The 19,756-nt window shown below is 73.8% G+C and carries 12 protein-coding genes and 4 pseudogenes; 12 read left to right on the forward strand and 4 right to left on the reverse strand.

Annotated elements, in window-relative coordinates; all coding sequences use genetic code 11:
• Window positions 1–19: 19 nt before the first annotated feature.
• The 3 pseudogenes from Prubr_RS38415 to Prubr_RS38425 all read right to left on the reverse strand — a co-directional run.
• Window positions 20–691, reverse strand: a pseudogene (locus tag Prubr_RS38415) (thioesterase domain-containing protein); the annotation flags it as partial.
• A pseudogene (locus Prubr_RS38420) lies at window positions 689–2,278 on the reverse strand (amino acid adenylation domain-containing protein); the annotation flags it as partial. The pseudogenes Prubr_RS38420 and Prubr_RS38415, both read right to left, overlap by 3 nt.
• Window positions 2,270–3,826 (reverse strand): annotated as a pseudogene (locus tag Prubr_RS38425) (condensation domain-containing protein); the annotation flags it as partial. The pseudogenes Prubr_RS38425 and Prubr_RS38420, both read right to left, overlap by 9 nt.
• A 102-nt stretch (window positions 3,827–3,928) precedes the next feature.
• Here Prubr_RS38425 and Prubr_RS31295 point away from each other — a divergent pair.
• The 12 genes and pseudogenes from Prubr_RS31295 (at window position 3,929) to Prubr_RS31350 (ending at window position 18,636) form a co-directional block, all read left to right on the forward strand.
• The gene (locus Prubr_RS31295) at window positions 3,929–4,948 is read left to right on the forward strand and encodes a polyprenyl synthetase family protein (protein ID WP_212818614.1); all 1,020 of its coding nucleotides are present in this window, start codon (window positions 3,929–3,931) and stop codon (window positions 4,946–4,948) included.
• Window positions 4,945–6,006, forward strand: a complete 1,062-nt coding sequence (locus Prubr_RS31300) for a UbiA family prenyltransferase (RefSeq protein ID WP_212818616.1) — start codon at window positions 4,945–4,947, stop codon at window positions 6,004–6,006. The genes Prubr_RS31295 and Prubr_RS31300 overlap by 4 nt, the downstream gene beginning before the upstream one ends.
• A gap of 11 nt (window positions 6,007–6,017) precedes the next feature.
• Complete coding sequence (locus Prubr_RS31305) at window positions 6,018–7,733, forward strand: prenyltransferase/squalene oxidase repeat-containing protein (protein ID WP_212818618.1); 1,716 nt, start codon at window positions 6,018–6,020, stop codon at window positions 7,731–7,733.
• Window positions 7,730–9,004 (forward strand): FAD-dependent oxidoreductase, encoded by a 1,275-nt coding sequence (locus Prubr_RS31310; protein WP_212818620.1) that lies wholly within the window; start codon window positions 7,730–7,732, stop codon window positions 9,002–9,004. The genes Prubr_RS31305 and Prubr_RS31310 overlap by 4 nt, the downstream gene beginning before the upstream one ends.
• Window positions 9,001–10,008, forward strand: coding sequence for a histidinol-phosphate transaminase (locus Prubr_RS31315; RefSeq protein ID WP_212818622.1), 1,008 nt, complete (start codon window positions 9,001–9,003; stop codon window positions 10,006–10,008). The genes Prubr_RS31310 and Prubr_RS31315 overlap by 4 nt, the downstream gene beginning before the upstream one ends.
• A 23-nt stretch (window positions 10,009–10,031) precedes the next feature.
• On the forward strand, window positions 10,032–11,363 hold the full coding sequence (locus tag Prubr_RS31320) for a glycosyltransferase family 2 protein (protein ID WP_212818623.1): 1,332 nt from the start codon (window positions 10,032–10,034) through the stop codon (window positions 11,361–11,363).
• A gap of 8 nt (window positions 11,364–11,371) precedes the next feature.
• Complete coding sequence (locus tag Prubr_RS31325) at window positions 11,372–12,553, forward strand: nucleotide disphospho-sugar-binding domain-containing protein (RefSeq protein ID WP_212818626.1); 1,182 nt, start codon at window positions 11,372–11,374, stop codon at window positions 12,551–12,553.
• Window positions 12,550–13,725 carry a cytochrome P450 gene (locus Prubr_RS31330; RefSeq protein ID WP_212818628.1) on the forward strand — a complete coding sequence of 392 codons (1,176 nt, stop codon included), beginning with the start codon at window positions 12,550–12,552 and terminating at the stop codon, window positions 13,723–13,725. The genes Prubr_RS31325 and Prubr_RS31330 overlap by 4 nt, the downstream gene beginning before the upstream one ends.
• Window positions 13,726–13,840: 115 nt before the next feature.
• Window positions 13,841–14,491, forward strand: a pseudogene (locus Prubr_RS31335) (DedA family protein); the annotation flags it as partial.
• Between the two features lie 348 nt (window positions 14,492–14,839).
• A complete protein-coding gene (locus Prubr_RS31340; RefSeq protein ID WP_212818631.1) occupies window positions 14,840–15,589 on the forward strand; it encodes an SAM-dependent methyltransferase in 750 nt (249 codons plus the stop codon).
• Window positions 15,586–16,317, forward strand: a complete 732-nt coding sequence (locus tag Prubr_RS31345) for a YqjF family protein (RefSeq protein WP_246567903.1) — start codon at window positions 15,586–15,588, stop codon at window positions 16,315–16,317. Before Prubr_RS31340 ends, Prubr_RS31345 begins: the two co-directional genes overlap by 4 nt.
• A gap of 48 nt (window positions 16,318–16,365) precedes the next feature.
• Entirely contained in the window at window positions 16,366–18,636 is a 2,271-nt protein-coding gene (locus Prubr_RS31350) for a CHAT domain-containing protein (protein WP_212818633.1), read from the forward strand.
• Window positions 18,637–18,825: 189 nt separating this feature from the next.
• On the opposite strand, the gene Prubr_RS31355 is transcribed toward Prubr_RS31350, so the two are convergent.
• Window positions 18,826–19,500, reverse strand: a complete 675-nt coding sequence (locus tag Prubr_RS31355) for a cytidylate kinase family protein (RefSeq protein WP_212818635.1) — start codon at window positions 19,498–19,500, stop codon at window positions 18,826–18,828.
• Window positions 19,501–19,756 lie beyond the last annotated feature (256 nt).

Genomic DNA, 19,756 nt, shown 5'->3' on the forward strand with positions numbered 1-19,756 from the left:
AGGTCGACCTCCTCCCCCGGTGCTGCAGTTCGGTGGCGGTGGCGTACGCCAGCAGCCCGCCGAGCGACCAGCCGAGCAGGTGGTAGGGGCCGGTGGGCTGGACGGAGCGGATGTGGTCGGCGCACTCGGCGGCCATCCGCTCGATCGTGCGGGGCGGGTCGCCGGGGCGCGCCAGTGCCGGCGACTGGATGCCGTAGACCGGGCGGTCGCCGCCGACGTGCCGCAGCAGCACAGAGTAGCACCAGCTCAGGCCGGTGATCGGGTAGAGGCAGAACAGTGGCGGCGCGGTGCCGGTGGCGCGTAGCGGCAGGACGACGTCGAGTGCGCTGTCGCCCCAGCCGGGCACCGGGCCGCTGTCACCGACCGGCGGCGGGTCTCCCCCGGCGGCGCTGACGGGGCCGGTCCCGCCGGCGCCGCGGACGGCCGGGTCGGCGGCGATCCGGGCGGCGAGGCCGGCGACGGTCGGTGTCTCGAAGACCGTGCGCAGGTCCAGCCGCACCCCGAAGACGGTGCGGATCCGGCTGGCCAGCCGGGCGGCCCGCAACGAGTGCCCGCCGAGGTCGAAGAAGCTGTCGTCGACACCGACGAGCGGCAACTCGAGCGCCTCGGCGAACAGTCCACACAGGACGACCTCGTGCCGGGTGCGGGGTGCCCGGCCGCCGGGTGTCGCCGCCGGTGCGACGTCGGGCAGTGCGTTCCGGTCGAGTTTGCCGTTGGTGGTCAGTGGCAGCGAGGCGAGCACGGTGAACACGGCCGGCACGAGGTGTCCGGGCACGGTCGCGGCGAGGCGGGCCCGGACCGCCGACGGGTCCGGGTCGCGGCCGGCGGCCGGCACCAGGTAGGCGACGAGGGTCTGGTCGCCGGTGGCGCCGGTGCGCAGGGCGACGGCCGCCTGGGCGACGTCGGGGTCGGCGGCCAGCGCCGCCTCGATCTCGCCGAGTTCGATCCGGTGCCCGCGCAGTTTCACCTGGTCGTCGGTGCGTCCGATGTAGACGAGTTCGCCGTCGGGGCGGCGCCGCACCAGATCGCCGGTGCGGTACATCCGCGCCCCCGGCGGCCCGTACGGGTCGGCGGTGAAGCGCTGCGCGCTCAGGCCGGGGCGGCGCAGGTAGCCGTCGGCGAGCTGGACCCCGGCGAGGTACAGCTCCCCCGGTACGCCGTCCGGGGCCAGCCGCAGGAACGGGTCGAGGACGTAGGCGGCGGTGTTCCACGCCGGCCAGCCGATGGAGACCGGCTCCGGGCCGGGCTCGCACCGGGCCGCGCTGACCGCGACCGACGCCTCGGTGGGGCCATACAGGTTGTGCAGTTCGGCGTCGAGGACCCGGTGGAACCGGGTCACCAGGTCGGCCGGCAGCGCCTCGCCGATGCACAGCACCCGGCGCAGGCTGCGGCAGCCGTCGACGGCCGGTTCACGCAGGAAGATCTGGAGCATCGACGGTACGAACCCGGCGGTGGTGACCTCCTCGGCGCGGATCAGGTCGACGAGGTAGCCGGGGTCGCGGTGCCCGTCGGGGCGGGCGAGTACGGCGGTGGCGCCCACCAGCAGCGGCCAGAAGAACTCCCAGACCGACACGTCGAAGCCGGCCGGGGTCTTGACCAACACCCGGTCGCGCGGGGTGAGGGCGTACCGGTCCTGCATCCAGGCCAGGTGGTTGACCAGGCCGCGGTGCGCGACGACGACGCCCTTCGGCCGGCCGGTCGAGCCGGAGGTGTAGAGGACGTACGCCGGGTCGAGGTCGTGCGGCGGCCGGGTCCGGTCGGCGACGGTCAGGCCGGTGCCGGGGTGTCCGGTCAGGGCGGCGACCGTCGCCGGGGCGTCGACGACCAGGGTCGTGGCCGGGGACGGACCGCCGACGGCCGCCGGGGCGGCGGCGAACGTGTCGTGGTGGGCGGTGTCGGTCAGCAGCAGCGTGACCCGGGCGTCGCCGAGCAGGTAGCCGATCCGGTCGGCGGGGTCGCCGGGGTCGACCGGCAGGTAGGCGGCGCCTGTCTTGAGCACGGCGAGCATCGCCACGACGAGGTCGACCGACCGGGGCAGGGCGAGGGCGACGATGCCGCCGGGGCCGGCGCCGTGGGCGAGCAGTTCGCGGGCGAGCCGGTTGGCGCGGGCGTCGAGTTCGCCGTAACGGACGGGTGCCCCGGACGCGGGGGCCAGCGCGACGGCGTCGGGGGTGGCCGCCGCCCGTGCCTCGAACAGTGCCCCGAGCGTGGTGCGCGGCACCTCGCGGGCCGGGCCGGTGCTGCGGGCCCGGACCGCGGCGTGCTCGGCGGTCGGCATCAGCCGTACGTCGCGCAACCGTAGGCCGGGTCGGGCGCAGACGACGTGCAGCACCCGCCGGAACCGGTCCTGGACGCCGGCGAGTTCGGTGTCGTCGTAGCGGTCGGGGTTGGCGACGAAGTCGATCCTCGGGTCGGCGCCGCCGGGGGTGCCGTACACGTCGATGGAGAGGTCGTCGACGGGGCCGGCGCCGAGCGTGCGGTCGAGGGTCGGGTGCGGGCCGTAGCGTGGCCGGTTGTCGAACGGCATGACGTTGACCGACGGGCCGAGCAGCCGGCCGGCGTCGCCGGTGAGTCGAAGGTCGGCGCGCAGGTCCTCGAGCCGGTACCGCTGGTGGCGCAGGACGGTCCGGATCTGGTCGGCGGCCTGCCGGGTCACCTCGTCGACGGTCATGCCACCGGCGAGCCGCAGCCGCAGCGGCAGGACGGTGGTCATCATGCCGGCGGTCTCCCGGGCGTTGCGGCCCCACCGGCCGCTCATCGGGAAGCCGAGGAGCAGGTCGGTCTCGCCGGTGGTGCGGAAGAGCTGGATGGCGGTGGCGGCGACGAACAGCGCGGGCCACGAGTCGCGGTTGGCGGCGACACGCAGCATCTCGACGTCGGCTGTGGACAGGTGCAGGGTCCGTCGGTGGGCGAGCGGCGCCGCCGGTGCCGTACGGGTGGCGAGGCTGACCGGGGCCCGCCGGCCGGCGAGGTAGTCGGCCCAGAAGTCGCGGTCCTGGGTGTGGCGGTCGGAGCCGCGGTAGGCGGCGTCCTCGTCGAGTTGGCGGACCAGCGAGCCGGCCGGGGCCGGAGCGGCGGGTGCCCCGGTGGTCCGGGCGGTGAAGAGCTCGCCGGTGCGGCGGGCGACCAGTGCGGTGCCGTAGCCGTCGAGGATCAGGTGGTGGGCCCGCTGGTAGTAGTAGAAGAATTCGTCGGCGATCCTGATCAGTGCGGTGCCGAATAGCGGGCCGCTGGTGACGTCGATCGGGCGGGCCATTTCGGCGGACATCCACGAATGCGCGGCCACCTGCGGATCAATGGTGTCGCGCACATCTACGTAGGACAGATCAATGGTCGCGCGGCCGGTAATCACCTGCCACGGTTCACCGCCGTCTTCGCCGAATTCCAGACGTAGTGCCTCGAATTCCGCGGCGGCCTGGGTGGCCGCCCACTCGAACGCCGTACGGTCGACGTGACCGCGGATCTCGAGATATCCGCCAATGTTCCAGGCCGGGCTCGACGGCGCCAACTGCTGGGCGAACCAGACGCTGGACTGGGCGACCGACAGCGGCCGACGGGGGCCCGACACGATCATCCACCTCGGTGGCACGGATTCCCGGCTGGCATGGTCGGCAACGCTATCAGCAGGCCGCCGGCTGCCGCGAGCCCCGATCGGACCGTTCCGGCGGACCGTCGGCGGCCCGGAGACAGTAACGGCGGGTTGGTGGTGGTCGATGCCACTTGTCTGCTTTTCTCCGCCGGGCCGACTTTCCAGCAACGCTGGGTGATCATCGGATCCCGGCCGGGCTGGATCACGACGCCGCGATATGAACGCTGTGTTACCCATCAACCAGTGTCTTTACCGGCAGTTGTGGCGGTGGTAGCGTCCCTATCCCGCAGGTGATATTTCGTCGGACAGCGGCAATTCCGCTCGCAAGGGCCTGATGCCATGACCATTGTTGCCAGCACCGATCCGCTCGACTTCACGGGCAAACTGTCCGCGAGCCACTCCGGCCGCCTTTTGCGCGACCGGCTCGGGCAACGGTGGCCCGAATCGTCCGACCGGCTGTCCGCGATGGTGCGGCACGCGCTGCTGCCCGCCGGAAAACTGATCCGGCCGATCATGGCGCTGGAATCGGCCAGTGCCGCCGGTGGCCGCCCGGAGCCGGTGCTGCCGGCCGCACTCGGGCTGGAATACCTGCACGTCGCGACCCTGGTGCACGACGACATCATCGACGGCGACACCACCCGGCGGGGCCGGCCGACCGTGTCGGCGGCGTACGGCACACCGGACGCGATCGTCGCCGGCGACGCCCTGATCTTCACCGCGTACACCGCGATCGTGGAGTGCCGCGCCGGCGGGGTGCCCGCCGACCGGATCGTCGCCGCCGTCGACGCGCTCTCCGAGGCGGGTTCGGACCTGTGTCGCGGCCAGGTGCTCGAGGCCGGGCTCGCCGGCGACCCGACCGGCCCGGCGACGACCTACCTGGAGATGGTCCGGCTGAAGACCGGCGCCCTGTTCCGCGCGGTGTGCCAGATCGGCGCCCTGCTCGGCGGCGCCGACGCGGAGCGGGTACGGCTGCTCGCCGGCTACGGCGAGAGCGTCGGGATCGCGTTCCAGATCCGTGACGACCTGCTCGCCTACACCTCCGACGCCGCGGCGATCGGCAAGTCGACCACCAGTGACCTGACCAACGGCCGCCCCACCCTGCCGGTGCTGCTCGCCCACCAGGTCGGCGGGCCGGCGCAGCGCCGCCAACTCGTCGAGGCACTGACCCGGGGCCACGCGGACCCGGCCGCCCTGGCCGGGGTCTGCGAGATCGTCCGGGACACCGGGGCGCTGGCCGCCGCCCGCGAGGTGGCCGCCGAGCACGCCGGCCGGGCCCACCAACGGCTCGCCACCCTGGACGAATCCGCCGCCCGGGACACGTTGGCCGCGATCGCCGGCTGGGCCGCGGTGCCCGGATGACGGCCGTCGCCGGTCGCCGGCACACCACCCTGATCGCGCACGTGCAGACCTGGCGGCCCTACACGCTGTGGTACGTCGGCCTGCTCGGCCTCGCCGGAGCCGGCCTCGGCGGCGGCGACCGGGACTGGTGGCGGCTGCTCGCCGCCTGGGCCACCCCCACCATCGGCTGGATCGGCGGCCACTACCTCGGCGACTACTTCGACCGGCGGCTCGACGCGATCAGCAAGGCACACCGGCCCATCCCGTCCGGCCGGCTGCGCCCGCAGGCGGCGCTCGGCTGCGGCGTGGCGTGCTTCGTCGGGGTCGGGGCGCTGGCGATCGCCGGCGGCATCGGCACCGGACTGGTGGCGGTCCTCGCCGCCGCCGGAATCATCGCGTACAGCCGGGGGCTGAAGGCCCGGGGCCTGTCCGGCAACCTCGCCCGCGGGGCGCTCGGCACCCTCGCCATGCTCTACGGCGCGCTCGTCGTCGCCCCGGTCGGCTGGTGGCCGCTGGTCGCCTTCGCGGTCGCGTTCTGGGCCCACGACACCGCGTCGAACCTGGTCGGCACGATCCGCGACGTCGCCGGCGACCGGGCCGGCGGCTACCGGACCGTGCCGGTACGGCACGGCGACCGGGTGGCGGCCGGCATCGCCCTGCTGTTCTACCTCGCCGCCGTGGCCGCCGCCGCGGTCGGCGGCCTGGTCCGCCCGGCCGACTCGACGCTGACCGGCGGCCAGGGCGGCTACCTGCTGCTGCTGGGCCTGACCGCCGCCGTCGGATTCGCGGCCTTCGCGACGCTGCTGCCGCGCCGGGACCACCTGCCGGTACGGACCGCGTTACGCGCCCACGAACTGCTGGTGCTGGAACGGATCGGCTTCGCCGGCGCCGCCATCGGGCTCGGCTTCGGCCTGCTGCCCGCCGTCGTGCTCGTCGTACCGGCGCTGACCGTCAGCTGGTGGACCCAGGCCCGGATGCGGGCCGGCTACGAACTCGGCCCGCCAGAGGGAACCCCGGCCGCGGCCGGCCCGTCCCCCGCCGCCCCGCCCGCCGGGCCGGCCACGTCCGATCCGTCCTGAAGGGAGCGCCGATGCCCCCCGTACCCGTGGAGCGTGTCGCCGCCGCCATCGCGGCCGGTGCCGAGGAACTCTTCGGCCACCAGCGGCCCGACGGCGCGTTCACCGACCACCCGCCGGCGTCGGTGCTCGGCACGGCGGGCGCGGTCACCGCCCTGCACGCCGCCGACCCGGCCGGGGCGGCGGAGCTGATCCGCGGCGGCGTCGCCTGGCTGCGGGCCGCGCAGGGCGCCGACGGTGGCTGGGGCGGCGTGCTCGGCGCCGACAGCGAGGTGGTCCCGACCGCCGTCGCCGCCGCCGCGCTGCGCATCGTCGCCGGCACCGGCGACGCCGCAACGGAGGCGGCGGTCGCCGCCGGCCAGCGGCGTTTGGCCGAATTCGGCGGGGTCGCCGCGGTGACCGACCGGGCGGTGGCCGTGCTGTGCCAGCAGTTCCAGGCCCTCGCCGGGTTCCCGGAGGCACCGGCCCCGCGCCGGCTGCCCCTGGAACTGGTGCTGTTCGACCGCGTACGACGCGACCGGATCTCGTTTCGCACCGCGCCGTTCATCGGCATGGCGCTGCTGCAGGGGGCGACGATGCCGACCGGCGCGGTGCGCCGGGCGACGACGAAGCTGGCCCGGCCGACCGCGCTGCGGCTGCTCGAGGCGATCCACGACCACGAGGGACGCACCGGCGCGTTCAGCGAGGACCCGTGGCCGGCCGCCCTGGTCTGCCTGGGCCTGGCCCGCTCCGGCGAGGCACCGCACCTGGTCGAGGCGATCGCCGGTTTCCTGCGCCGGGCCGTACGCCCCGACGGGGCCTGGGACGCCGTCACCAACCTGGACCTGACCAAGTCGGCGTTCGCGCTGACCGGCCTGATCGCCGCCGGGTACGCCGCCGACCCGCGACTGGCCGCGACCCGCGACCTGTTCCACCGCACCCAGCAACGCAACCCGTTCCCGGTCTTCGACTGCCCGGCGGGCGGCTGGAGCTTCTCCGGCGCCGACGGCTGGCCGGTGACCCTGGAGTCGGCCGAGATCGTCGCCGGCCTGGCCGGGCTGCCCGGCGCCGCCGACGACCCGGTGCTGCGCCGCGGCGTCGGCTGGCTGACCGGGCGGCAGGACACCCGCGGCTCGTGGAGCCTGTGGGTACGCGACACCAAACTCGCCAACGACGGACCCTGCCCGGCGATCACCGCCCAGGGTGTCGTCGCCCTGCTCGACGCCGGCCACCCCCCGGACAGCCCGCCGGTCGCCCGGGCAACCGAGTGGCTACGGACCGCACAGCGGCCGGACGGGTCGTACGAGAACCTGTGGTACCGCGACTTCACCTCCGGCACCGCGATGGTCCTCGACGCCCTCGCCCGCGCCGGCCTGGCCGACGACCCGGTCGCCGTACGGGCCCGGGACCGGCTGCTGGCCGCGCAGCGCGACGACGGGTCGTTCGGCCCCGGCGACGACCGGCCCGGCTCGGTCGAGGAGACGGGCTGGGCGGTCCACGCGCTGCTCGCCGCCGGGCTGCCCGCCGACGACGACCGGATCTCCCGCGGCGTCGGGTGGCTGCTGGACGCCCAACTGCCGGACGGCTCATGGCCGGCGACCCGGCTCTGCGTCTACATCCGGCACCACATGCACTACCCGAACTCGGTCATCACCCGTGGGCTGGCACTGCGCGCCCTGGCCGCACACCGCGCCGCCGCGACCGGCGCCCCCAGCGCGCACGGCACCCCGACCCCCGGGGCGCGGGCGTGACCACCGACGTCGTCGTCTGCGGCGCCGGCGTCGGCGGCCTGGCCAGCGCTTACGCGCTGGGCGCGCTCGGGCTGCGGGTGCTGGTCGTCGACCGGCAGGCCGGCCCCGCCGACGTGCCCAAGGGCGAGATCCTGCAACCGGAGTCGGTACGCGTCCTCGACGCGTTCGGCGCCCTGCCGGCCGTGCACGCCGGCGGCGCCGTCCCGGTGGCCCGGCTGGCGATCCGCGACCCGGCCGGCCGGGCACTTCTCAACCTCGACTACGCCGACCTGGCCGGCGACTACCGCCAGATCCTGTGCACCGGCTACCCGAACGTGCTCGACGCGCTCGCCGGCGTGCTCGGGCCGAGCGTCGAGGTACGGCGCGGGCTCACCGTCACCGGGCTGCTGCGCGACGACGCCGGCCGGATCGGCGGCATCCGCGCAGTGCGCGACGGCCGGCCGCACGACATCCCGGCACGGCTGGTCGTCGCCGCCGACGGGTTGTCGTCGAGGCTGCGCGCCGACGCCGGACTGACCGCCCGCCGTGAGGCGTACGACCACCGGCTGGTCGCCTTCGACCTCGCCGGGGTACGCGTCGACGACGAGGTGACCGCGTACGCCGGCGACCGGGGGCTGCGCCTGGTCTATCCGCTGCCCGACGGCCGGTGCCGCCTCTACGTGCAGGTCCAGCCCGACGAACTGCGCGGCGGCGGCGACCTGACCGGCTGGTCGACGGACGTGCTCACCGGCACCCCGGCCCTCGCCCCGCTCGCCGACGCGCTGCGCGCCGCGCTGCGGACCCGGCAGATCCTCGCCGTGCACCGGCTGCGCGCCCCGAAGCTGTCCACGCCCGGACTGGCCCTGGTCGGCGAGGCCGCGCACGCCGTACACCCGATGGCGGCACAGGGCATGAACAGCTCGCTGGTCGACGCCGAGACCCTCGCCCAGCGGGTCGCGGCCGGTGGGGGCACCGAACCCGCCGCCCTGGACCGGGCACTGCGCGAATACCACGCCGCCCGGCTGCCCCGGCTCGACCACACCGCCACCGTCAGCCACAACGCGTCCCGGATGCTGACCACCACGACCGGCCTGCCCCGGGTGCTCGGCCGCCGGATGATGCGGCACACGTCCGCCAACCGGCGGCTGCTGCGGATCACCACCGGCAACCTCGCCGGGGTCGGCGTCCAGCGACTGACCACACTCGACCGGCTCCACCAGTTCGGGCTGCTGCCCGACCCGAACGCCGGCGACCGTCCCCGAGAACCCGCGACCGAAGGCGAGCCCCGATGAGCAACCCCGTCGACCTGTCGATGAACGAGACGCCGTACCCGCCGCTGCCCAGCGTGCGCCGGCTGGTCGAGCAGGGGGCCGGGCAGCTCAACCGATATCCCGACCACGCGTCGAAGGCGCTGGTCGGCGCGATCGCCGCGCACCTGGACGTGCCGCCGGAACACGTGCTGGTCGGGCCGGGCTCGGCCGGGCTGTGCCAGCACGTCCTCGCCGGCCTCGACCGCACCCGTGGCGAGGTGCTGCACGCGGCGCTGTCGTTCGAGGCGTACCCGCTGCTGATCGCGAACGCCGGGGCACGGCCGGTGCCGGTGCCGTTGGACGGCTTCCGGCACGATCTGGCCGCGATCGCCGACGCGGTCACCGCCGACACCCGCGCCGTGCTGCTGTGCAACCCCAACAACCCGACCGGGGCGGTGCTGCACCGCGCCGAGGTCGAGGCGTTCCTGGACCGGATCCCGCCCGATGTCGTGGTGATCATCGACGAGGCGTACCGGGAGTTCGTCACCGACCCCGACGTACCCGACGGGATCGACCTCTACCGGGGCCGCGACAACGTCTGCGTGCTGCGTACCTTCTCCAAGGCGTACGGGCTGGCCACCCTGCGGGTCGGCTACGCCGTCGCCGGCGCGCGGGTCGGCGCGGCCAGCCGGATGGCCGGCATGGTCTTCTTCCCCGGCGGCCTCGGACAGGCCGCCGCGGTCGCCTCGCTGGCCGCCGACGCCACCGCCGAACTCGCCACCCGGCTCGCCGACCTGGCCGCCGAACGCCGCTGGCTCGCGCAGGCGCTGACCGGGTACGGGCTGCCGGTCGCCCCGAGCGAGGCGAACTTCCTGTGGCTGCCGCTCGGCGACGCCGCCACCGGATTCGCGCAGCGGCTGGGTGAGGCCGGCGTCCTGGTCCGGCCCTACCCCGGGCACGGCGTACGGATCACGGTCGGCGACCGGCCGGCGAACGAGCGGCTGCTCGCGGCCGTACGCGAGACCACGGTCAGCCCGGTGCCGTGACCACCACCCCGGAAAGGAACCCCGTGACCACCGACGACCCGCTGCTGACCGTGGTGGTGCCCGCGTACGACAACGGGCACCTGCTCGAACTGACCCTGCACTCGCTCACCCTGCAGACCCTGCCCCGGGACCGGTTCGAGGTGATCGTCGTCGACGACGGCTCGACCGTGCCCGTCGAACCGGTCGTGCGGCGCTACCTCGACCGGCTCGACCTGACGTACCTGGCCAACGAGGTGAACCGGGGCCGGTCGGTGACCCGCAACCGGGCCATCGCGGCCGGTCGGGGCGAGATCGTGCTGTTCCTCGACGCCGACCAGCCGGCGCACCCGACCACCCTGCAGCGGCACCGGGACTTCCACGTCGGCCGCGGCCTGCGCCCCACCGTGCTGCTCGGCCGCAGCCTCGCCCTGGACTGGGGGGCGATCGACGCGTTGAAGCGCGGCGAGACGCCGGACCACCGGGTGATCGGCGACTACAACGAGGACATCCGCGACTACCTGCTCTTCGCCCCGAACCGGCGCCGGGACTGGAAACGCGCCCCGTGGATCTACGGCCACACCAACAACGCGTCGGTCGACCGGGCGACGCTGGACGTGGTCGGCGGATTCGACGAGAACCTGGTCACCTGGGGTGGCGAGGACAACGAGCTGTTCTACCGGATCTTCCACCACCACGGCGACGACACCGACCTGTTCCATCTCGGCGACGAGGCGGTCACGTACGACCTGCCGCACTTCCGGGTCATGCCGATGCTGATGCTGCAGCTCAGCCAGAACGTGCGCTACCTGGCGCAGAAGCACCCCCGCTTCGACATGGAGTTCTTCGGCTACCCCGGCAACTGGGCCAACGTCGTACGCCGGATCATGCGTTTCGAGGACGCGCTGGCCGCCTGCGAGCGGCACGGCCTCGGCCGGGTCGACACCCTGCCGGCGGCGCTGCTGGCCGACCTCGAGGACCGGGACTGCCTGCTGATCGGCTACGGCGCCAGCAAGGTACGCCTCGGCGACGGCGGCCGCACGTTCGACTACGCCGCCCCGCTCGGCGAGCAGAACTGGCACCTGGCCGGGGTGGTCACCGGATTCGAGGACCAGCGGTTCGAGCGGGTGGTCAGCGTCGACCTGTGGCGGTTGTTCGCCCCGGAGGAACTCGGCGCGTTCCTGGTCGAGTCGGTGCGGGTCGGCCGCCGCGTCGACCTGGTCAGTTCGGCGCGGCCGGTGGCGCCGGCCGACCTGCTGCCGCTGCAGATCGTCGACGACCTGGAGTTCATCCGGATCACCATCGCGCCGTACTTCCGGGTCGAGGTGACCGAGGTGGAGGGCACCCGGACGGTGTCGCTGCTCGGGCCGCTCGGATAAGGCCCGGCATGCGGGTACTGATCAGCACCTGGGGCTGGCGGTCGCACTTCTTCCCGCTGGTTCCGCTCGGCTGGGCGCTGCGGGCGGCCGGACACGAGGTCCTCGTCGCCAGCCAACCGGCGATGGCCGCCGCGATCACCGCGGCCGGGCTGCCGGCCGTCGCGGTCGGCGCCGACCTCGACTTCGCCGAGGTGTTCGGCGGCCGGATCGGCCGGGTCGCCGACGAGGACGCCAAGGAGCCGGCGCCGGACACGGTCGCCCCGATGATCACCGCCGACGGCGGCGTCGTCCGCTACGCCGACGCGATGCTCGACGCCCTGGTCGCCGCCGGCCGGTCGTGGCGGCCCGACCTGGTCGTGTACGAGCCGTACAACCTGGCCGGCCCGATCGCCGCCGCCGCCCTGGACGTGCCCGGCGTACGGCACCTGTGGGGGCCGGACTCCAGCACCGGGATCGGCATCGACGAGGACGAGATCATCGCGCCCCGGGCCGCCCGGCTCGGAGCCGGACGGGTCGACCTGGCCGGGGCGCTGACCCTCGACCCGTGCCCGGCGCCGATGCAGGTGCCGCTCGCCGGTCCGGCCGCACCGATCCGGTTCGTGCCCTACAACGGGCCGGCGGTCCTGCCGGACTGGCTGCTGGCACCGCCGGACCGGCCCCGGATCTGCCTGACCTGGGGCACCATGATGGCCGGCGTCGACCTGCCCGGCACGCTCGCGTTGCGTACGGTCGCCGCGGCGCTGTGCGGGCTCGGCGCCGAGATCGTCGTCGCCGTCGACGCCGCCCAGCACGCCGACCTCGCCGGGCTGCCCGCCGACGTACGGGTCGCCGACGCCCCGCTGGCCCTGCACCTGCTGCTGCCGAGCTGCCGCGTGCTGGTGCAGCAGGGCGGCGCCGGCACCACGATGACCGGCCTCGCCCGCGGGGTGCCACAACTCGTCCTGCCACAGGTCAGCGACCAGCACTTCAACGCCGTACGGCTGGCGGAGACCGGCGCCGGCACGGTGCTCACCGACGACGCGGTCACCGCCGGACGCATCCGCGAGCGGGTCGCCGACCTGCTCGCCGCCGACCACTGGCGGGCCGCGGCCCGGGTGGCGGCCGACCGGGTGGCGGCGGCACCGAGCCCCGCCGACGTCGTCACCACCCTGCACGAACTGGTCCACCCCAGAGAGGTTGTCCCCGCATGACCGTGTCCTATCCGTTCACCGCCCCGTCGATGCACGAGCCGGCGCCGGAGTTCGGCGAACTGCGCGAGAAGTGCCCCGTCGCCGCCGTGACCCTGCCCGACGGCACGCCGGCCTGGCTGGTGACCAGGCACGAGGACGTCCGGCAGGTACTGGTCGACCCGCGGTTCAGCCGGGCCGCCGCGACCGCTCCCGGCGGCCCGCAGAGCGAACTGGGCGCGCTGACGTCGGAGTCGCTGATCGGGCTCGACCCGCCCCGGCACACCCGGCTGCGCCGGCTGGTCGCCAGCGGGTTCACGCCCCGGCGGGTCGAACAGCTCCGGCCCCGGGTGGCCGAACTCGTCGACGGGATGCTCGACACGATGGAGGGGCTGCCCCGGCCGGTCGACCTGGTCGCCAACCTGTCCATGCCGCTACCCGTACAGGTGATCTTCGAGCTGTTCGGGGTGTCGCCCGACGACCGGGACGCGTTCCTGGGCTGGTCGGCGGCCCTGATGGGCAAGTGGGACCGCGATCCGGAGCGGACCCGGGCCGCGCTCGACGGGTTCGCCGGGCTGATCGCCGCCAAGCGGGCGGCGCCCGCCGACGACCTGCTGACCGCCCTCATCACCGCCCGCGACGAACAGGACCAGCTCACCGAACGCGAACTGGTGATGCTCTGCATCGGGGTACTGATCGGCGGCCACGAGACCACCGCCAACCAGATCAACCTGTTCCTGCTCACCCTGCTGCGCGAACGGGACCGCTGGGAGCGGCTGGTCGCCGAACCCGAGGCGCTCCCCCACGCCATCGAGGAACTGCTCCGGTTCGTCCAGCTCGGCGAGAGCGGCGTCGGCCAGGTCCGGCTCACCACCGAGGAGGTGACGCTCGGCGACACGGTCATCCCGGCCGGTGCGGCGGTGCTGCCGGCGATGGTCGCCGCCAACCGCGACCCGGCCGTCTTCACCGAACCCGACCACCTCGACCTGGCCCGCGCCGACAACCCGCACCTCGCGTTCGGCGGCGGCATCCACTACTGCCTGGGCGCGCAACTGGCCCGGATGGAGTTGCAGGAGGTGCTGGGGGCGCTGCTGCGCCGGATGCCGGGGCTGCGTATCGCCGTCGCCGAGGAGGAGTTGCGGTTCAGGTTCGGCATGGCCGTACGCAGTCTGGAGACCTTGCCGGTCACCTGGTGACGGCCCGGGTTCCCCCTGGTTCTCCCGGGTGCGGTCGTCCGCACCCGGCAGTTGCCCCGAAATCGGGGGTCGCCCTCATGGCCGGTGCCGCCCCCGGGTCCATACTCTGGTCGGCATGTCCCGCCTGTCTCAACTGTCCACGTACGTAGCTTCGCTGGCCCAGGAGTCCGATCCGTCCGAGGGTGGCCTGGTCGGTTTCGTGACCGACCTCATGGAGTGGCTCGGGGCCCCCGGCGCCGGTCTCGCGGTCGCGCTGGAGAACCTGTTCCCGCCGATCCCGAGCGAGGTCATCCTGCCGCTCGCCGGGTTCACCGCCAGCCAGGGCAAGATGAACCTGTTCGCCGTGATCGTCTGGACCACGATCGGCTCGGTCGTCGGTGCGATGGCGCTGTACTACATCGGGGTCGCACTCGGGCGGGACCGGGTCCGTGCCATCGCGGCACGGCTGCCGCTGGTGAAGCTGAGCGACGTCGACCGGACGGAGGCGTGGTTCATCCGGCACGGGGCGAAAGCGGTCTTCTTCGGACGGATGATTCCGATCTTCCGGAGTCTCATCTCCATCCCGGCCGGCGTCGAACGGATGCCGATCCCCACGTTCCTGCTGTACACCACGCTGGGCAGCCTGATCTGGAACACCGTGTTCGTCATGGCCGGCTACCTGCTCGGCGAGAGCTGGCACACCGTCGAGGCGTACGCCGGGACCTTCCAGAAGATCGTCATCGTGGTCGGGGCACTCGCCGTGGCCGGGTTCGTCATCGCCCGCGTCGTCAAGGCACGTCGCGGACAGCCGGCGACCGACGGCGACGACGCGCCGCCCGACGACAACCTCGCGTGGCTTGACGGCAACCTCGCGCGGCCCGACGGTGACCTCCCGCGGAGCGACTTTGTCGAGCCGTACCTGCCGGAGGCCGCGGTCGAGCCGTACACCCAGCCGTGGGCCGGCAGCGCGGGCCACGCCACCCGCGGCACCGTCTACGGATCCGCGCGTATCCCGGCACACGGGGCCGGGACCGCCCCGCGCGGCACCCTGTACGGCACCCCACGCCAGCCGGCGGACGACCACTGACACACCGCGTCCCGGCGATCAGCCACGGGTCTGTGGTAGGCAGTCCCGGTGGATCGACAGACACTCAGCGCGTTGGCGCACTCGGACCATCCCATCGCCGCGCCGGCCAGCGAGAGCACGGTGGACCGCCTGCTCGGCCGCGCGATCCGTCGACCGGACGCCCACCTGCTGGACCTGGGCTGCGGTGAGGGGGCGTGGCTGCTGCGGGCGCTGCGGACACATCCGGGGATCACGGCGGTGGGCGTCGACATCTCCGGGCAGGGATTCGACCGGACCGTCGAGTCGGCCGCCCGCCTGGGTGTCGCGGACCGGCTCGAGCTACGCCAGGAGGACGTGACCCGGTACCGGTCCCCCCGCAGGGCCGACGTCGTGCTCAGCGTCGGTGCCGCGTACGCCTTCGGCGAACTGCTGCCCACCCTGGCCGCCGCCCGCGGGCACCTCGCCGAGGACGGCGTGGTCCTGCTCGGCGACTGTTTCTGGGAGCGGGAGCCCGAACCGGCGCTGCGCGCCGAACTGGAGGACGGCCCGCAGAAGTACGCCGATCTGCCGACCACGGTGGCCCGCGTGGTCGCCGACGGATGGACGCCGGTCTACGGGCATGTCAGCACCCTGGCGGAGTGGGACGACTACGAGTGGAACTGGACCGGCTCGCTGGCCCGGTGGGCGCTGGACCATCCTGATCACCCCGACCGGGACCAGGCCCTGGAAGTGTCCGCCGCCCACCGTCGCAGCTGGCTCGACGGCTACCGCGGGGTGCTCGGATTCGTCTTCCTGCTGCTGCGGCCCAGCCCCTGTTGACCGGGCGGATCGAGGACGTCACGCCGGAGACGGTGCGGCCCGTACGCCGGCCGTGGCTCGTGCAGAGCTGGCGGGACCTGACGTTCGTGCACTGGCCGGCCGATCCCGCCACGGTCGCCCCGCTCCTGCCACCCGGCACGACACCGGACACCCTGGACGGGGTCACGTACGTGGGTCTGGTCGCGTTCCGGATGGTCGGCCTGGGACTGTTGCGCGGGCCCGGGATCCCCTATCTGGGCACGTTCTGCGAAACCAACGTACGCCTCTACAGCGTCGACGACACCGGCCGGCGGGCGGTGGTGTTCCGCTCCCTCGACGCGGCGCGGCTGCTGCCGGTGCTGACCGCACTGGCAACGCTACGGCTGCCGTACAAATGGGCGTCCATGTGGCTGCGCCGCGAGGGCGACCTGATGACGTACACCAGCCGGCGTCGCTGGCCGGGCCACGCGGAGAGCGCGATGACGGTACGGGTCGGCGAGCCCGTCGCCGATCCGACGCCGCTGGAGCATTTCGTCACCGCCCGGTGGGGCCTGCACACCCGGGCCTTCGGCCGCACGTTGCACCTGTCGAACGAGCACCCGCGGTGGCCGCTGCACCGGGCGACACTGCTGTCGCTTTCCGACGAACTGCTGCCGGCCGCGGGGCTGGCGAAACCGACGGAGGCGCCGGTGAGCGTGCTGTACTCCCCCGGCGTGCCGGTGCGGTTCGGCGGGCCGTCGGCGGTGTGAGCCGTACGCGGGATATCGGCCCGGCAACCGACCGGATAGCGTCGGCGGGTGGACCTCCGGCAAGCCTGGATCTCGCTACGGGACGCGGAACGCGACGGTGACGAGGCCGCCATCGCACGGGCGGCGGGAGTGCTGTCCGAGCTGCCCGATGACGTCGCCGAGCGCCGGATGCTCGCCGAGATCCTGGGGTACGCGGCCGGGGCGCTGATCAAGCTCGGCCCCGGGCACCTCGACGCCGCGGTCGCGCTCGCCGATCGCGCCGTGCGGCTCGATCCGGATGCCAAGCTGGCGATGAGCCTGCCGATCGCACTCGCCCTCCGGTCGGCGGCGACGACCAGACTGGCCGATCTCGACCGGTCGATCGCCGTCGGCGGCCGGCTGTCCGCCGACGAGGCGATGCTCGCGGTCGCGACGACGGCGATGCGGGCCGCACGCGGTGGTTCGCTCGACGAACTCGACGCCGCGATCGACGTCGGCCGCCGGACGGTCGCGGGCCTGCGGCGCGGCGCCCCGGCCCGCCAGGTGCGCGCGGTGAGTCTGGGCGACGCCCTGTTCGCACGCTACCTGCGTACCGGGGACACGGCGGCGTTCACGGAGGCGGTCCGCGTCGTACGGGAGGCGACGTCGGCCCGGGACCGCGACATACGTGCCTATGCGATGCTGCGCCTCGGCGAGTTCTATCTGGCCGGCCCCACCAGCCTGCCCGGGTTCATGCTGCTGTTCCAGGCCAGGCAGGCGGAGCGGCTGAGCCGGCCGGTACGCATGCTCCGCGTCCGCGCGCTACACCTGCTCGGCCAGGTGCAGCGGCAGCGCGGCGACCACCGCCGGGCCGTCGCCGCGTTCGCGGAGGCGGCGGGGCTCACGGACGCCGAGCCCGTACAGCGGGCCGTCAACGCACGGCTGTGGGGCGACACCGCCGCCGAGGCCGGTGACCACCACGAGGCCCTTGCCGGCTACCGGGCGGCGCTCGACCTGCTGCCCTGGATCACCTCCTGGCGGGCGGACCGCACGGACCGGGAGCACACGCTTTCGGCGTTCGTGGGCCTGGCCCGCGACGCCGCGGCGGTGGCCCTTCAGATCGGGGATCCGCAGGCCGCCCTGGTGCTGCTGGAGCAGGGCCGGGGTCTCCTTCTCGAGCAGCTGATGTCGCCGCGCGCCCGGCTCGACGAACTCGAACGCGTCGCGCCGCGGCTCGCCGCACGTCTGGACACGACGATCGCGGCCATGAACGAACCGGCGACGGTCGGCGAGGACCTGACCGGCCGGGCCCGGCTGGTCCGGGATCTCGACGAGGTTTCGGCGGCCATCCGCGGCCTCGACGGCTTTACGCGCTGGGGTCTGCCGCCGCTGTTCGCCGACCTCGAGGGCGTCGCGCGGGACGGACCGGTGGTCGTGGTCAACGTCGCCGCCAGCCGGTGCGACGCACTGATCCTGACCGCCTCGGGCATGACGGCACTGCGTCTGACGGAACTGACCCTCGCCGACGCCACGGCCCAGGCGGAACGGCTACCGGACGCCGACAACGACGTACTCCGGGAGATCCTGGCCTGGTTGTGGCGCACCACCGTCGGTCCGGTCCTCGGGCACAGTGCCCTGCGGCCGCTGCTCGACGCGCCGACGCCGCCCCGGCTGTGGTGGGTGCCGACCGGTCGGCTGGCCCTGCTGCCGCTGCACGCCGCCGGCGACGCGCTCGATCTGGTGGTTCCATCGATCGCCCCGACCGTGACCGCGCTGCTGCACAGCAGGACGAGGCCGGCACCGGCCGCCGAGGCGCGGATGGCCGTGGTCGTCGTCGACCAGGTTCCGGGACTGCCCACCCTGACCGGTGCCCGCCGCGACGCGCGGATGCTCGCCGACCGGGCCACCCGTCTCGACGGGCTGACAGTGTCCGGACCCGAGGGCTACGGGGTCGTCCACTACGCCTGCCACGCCGCCACCGATCTCGGCAGCCCGTCGGAGAGCCACCTGGTCCTCGGCCCGGAGCTGCGGCTGTCGGTCACCGACCTCACCCGCTGGCACCTGCGGCACGCCGAACTCGCGTTCCTGGCCGCGTGCGGCACGATCCGCACCAGCGGCGCCCTCGCCGACGAGGCCGTACACATCGCCGGCGGCTTCCTGACCGCCGGTTACGGCCAGGTGATCGCCACGCTCTGGAGCGTCAACGACCAGCTTGCCCACCGCGTCGCCACGCACTTCTACGCCGGCGACCCGCTCGACGCCGCCCGCGCCCTGCACCACGCGGTGACCGCCATCCGGCGGCATCCGACGTACGGTGAGCACCCGACGGCGTGGGCCGCCTATGTCCATCTGGGCCGCTGACGCTTCCGCAAGCAGTGTATTCAGGAGATCTCGGACAAGAATGCCTCTATCGCCGCGCCGACGATGCCGAGGGCATCCGTATACGCTCGCAACAATCCCGGTGGTCGCAACCCGTGATCACCGCCGCTGATCGTGACCACCGTCTTGTTCGTCTCGGCAGCAACGTGGGGAATCCAGCTCTGGGTGCGGTCAGTGTGTTCGGGGCGCCCAGACCGGCTGCCGGGGCTCGTCGTTGTGCACGATGATGTCGACGTGATCGGTCGGGCGGACCGTAGCGAAGTAGAACTGTTGGGCGGGTATGTAACGCTCGCGCCAGCGTCGTTCGACGTCGGCCCGGGACGACACCCGGCGCTCCCGGATCACGGCACGATCCACTGTCTTCTCGAGCGCGGTCGACACGAAGACGCGCAGGTCCCACCGCTCGACCAGTTCCGGACGCATGAGGAAGACGCCGTCGAAGACCAGCACGGCGTCGACGGCGGCAGTCGTGACCGGCGGCGACAGCACGGTGTCCGCGGTGCGGTCGTACACCGCGGGTTGGAAGCGTCGATCGCCGCCCGGACCGAGCGGATCGAGCAGAACCCGGTGCAGCGCCTCGTGGTCGTGGGTGTCGAAATAGCAACCCTCGGCCGAGTACTCGCCGCGCGGGTAGCGCTGCGCCCGGGGGAAGAGGAAGTCGTCGATCGTCGCGCGGATGACGTCGCGGCCCTGGCTGCGCAGGACGACGGCCAACTCGTCGGCGAGCGTGGTCTTGCCGGCGGCGGGCGGCCCGTCGACGGCAACCCGCGTCGGGTGTGCGACCGTGACGGACCCGACCGCCTCAGCCAGGCGGCCGAGCAACTCGTCGCGGCTGCCTCGGTCCATGTCCTGCCCCGTCCTACCCGCCCGGCCGACACCCGTGGGAGACCCGATCACCGTCTCCCCGGCCCGCGTTCCTTCCGGAAGCCCGCGCCGAACCGCACTCAGTTGATCCTCGGTCATGACCGAACAATTGTCAGCCGTATCGCGTCGACCGGCATACCCCTGGGCGGGCTGCGCGGGCACAATGCGGCGGTGAGCATCATCGTCAGGTTCTTCGTCGCGGCCGATGACACAGCGGCCGCGAACGTCGAAGATCCTG

Source organism: Polymorphospora rubra, assembly GCF_018324255.1.
Classification (GTDB): Bacteria; Actinomycetota; Actinomycetes; order Mycobacteriales; family Micromonosporaceae; genus Polymorphospora; species Polymorphospora rubra.

Bases quoted from the DNA above. Each gene is read 5' to 3' on its own strand.
- Prubr_RS31315 (WP_212818622.1), top strand. From the start codon at position 9,001: ATGAGCAACCCCGTCGACCTGTCGATGAACGAGACGCCGTACCCGCCG.
- Prubr_RS31330 (WP_212818628.1), top strand. From the start codon at position 12,550: ATGACCGTGTCCTATCCGTTCACCGCCCCGTCGATGCACGAGCCGGCG.
- Prubr_RS31300 (WP_212818616.1), top strand. From the start codon at position 4,945: ATGACGGCCGTCGCCGGTCGCCGGCACACCACCCTGATCGCGCACGTG.
- Prubr_RS31305 (WP_212818618.1), top strand. From the start codon at position 6,018: ATGCCCCCCGTACCCGTGGAGCGTGTCGCCGCCGCCATCGCGGCCGGT.
- Prubr_RS31355 (WP_212818635.1), bottom strand. From the start codon at position 19,500: ATGGACCGAGGCAGCCGCGACGAGTTGCTCGGCCGCCTGGCTGAGGCG.
- Prubr_RS31325 (WP_212818626.1), top strand. From the start codon at position 11,372: ATGCGGGTACTGATCAGCACCTGGGGCTGGCGGTCGCACTTCTTCCCG.
- Prubr_RS31295 (WP_212818614.1), top strand. From the start codon at position 3,929: ATGACCATTGTTGCCAGCACCGATCCGCTCGACTTCACGGGCAAACTG.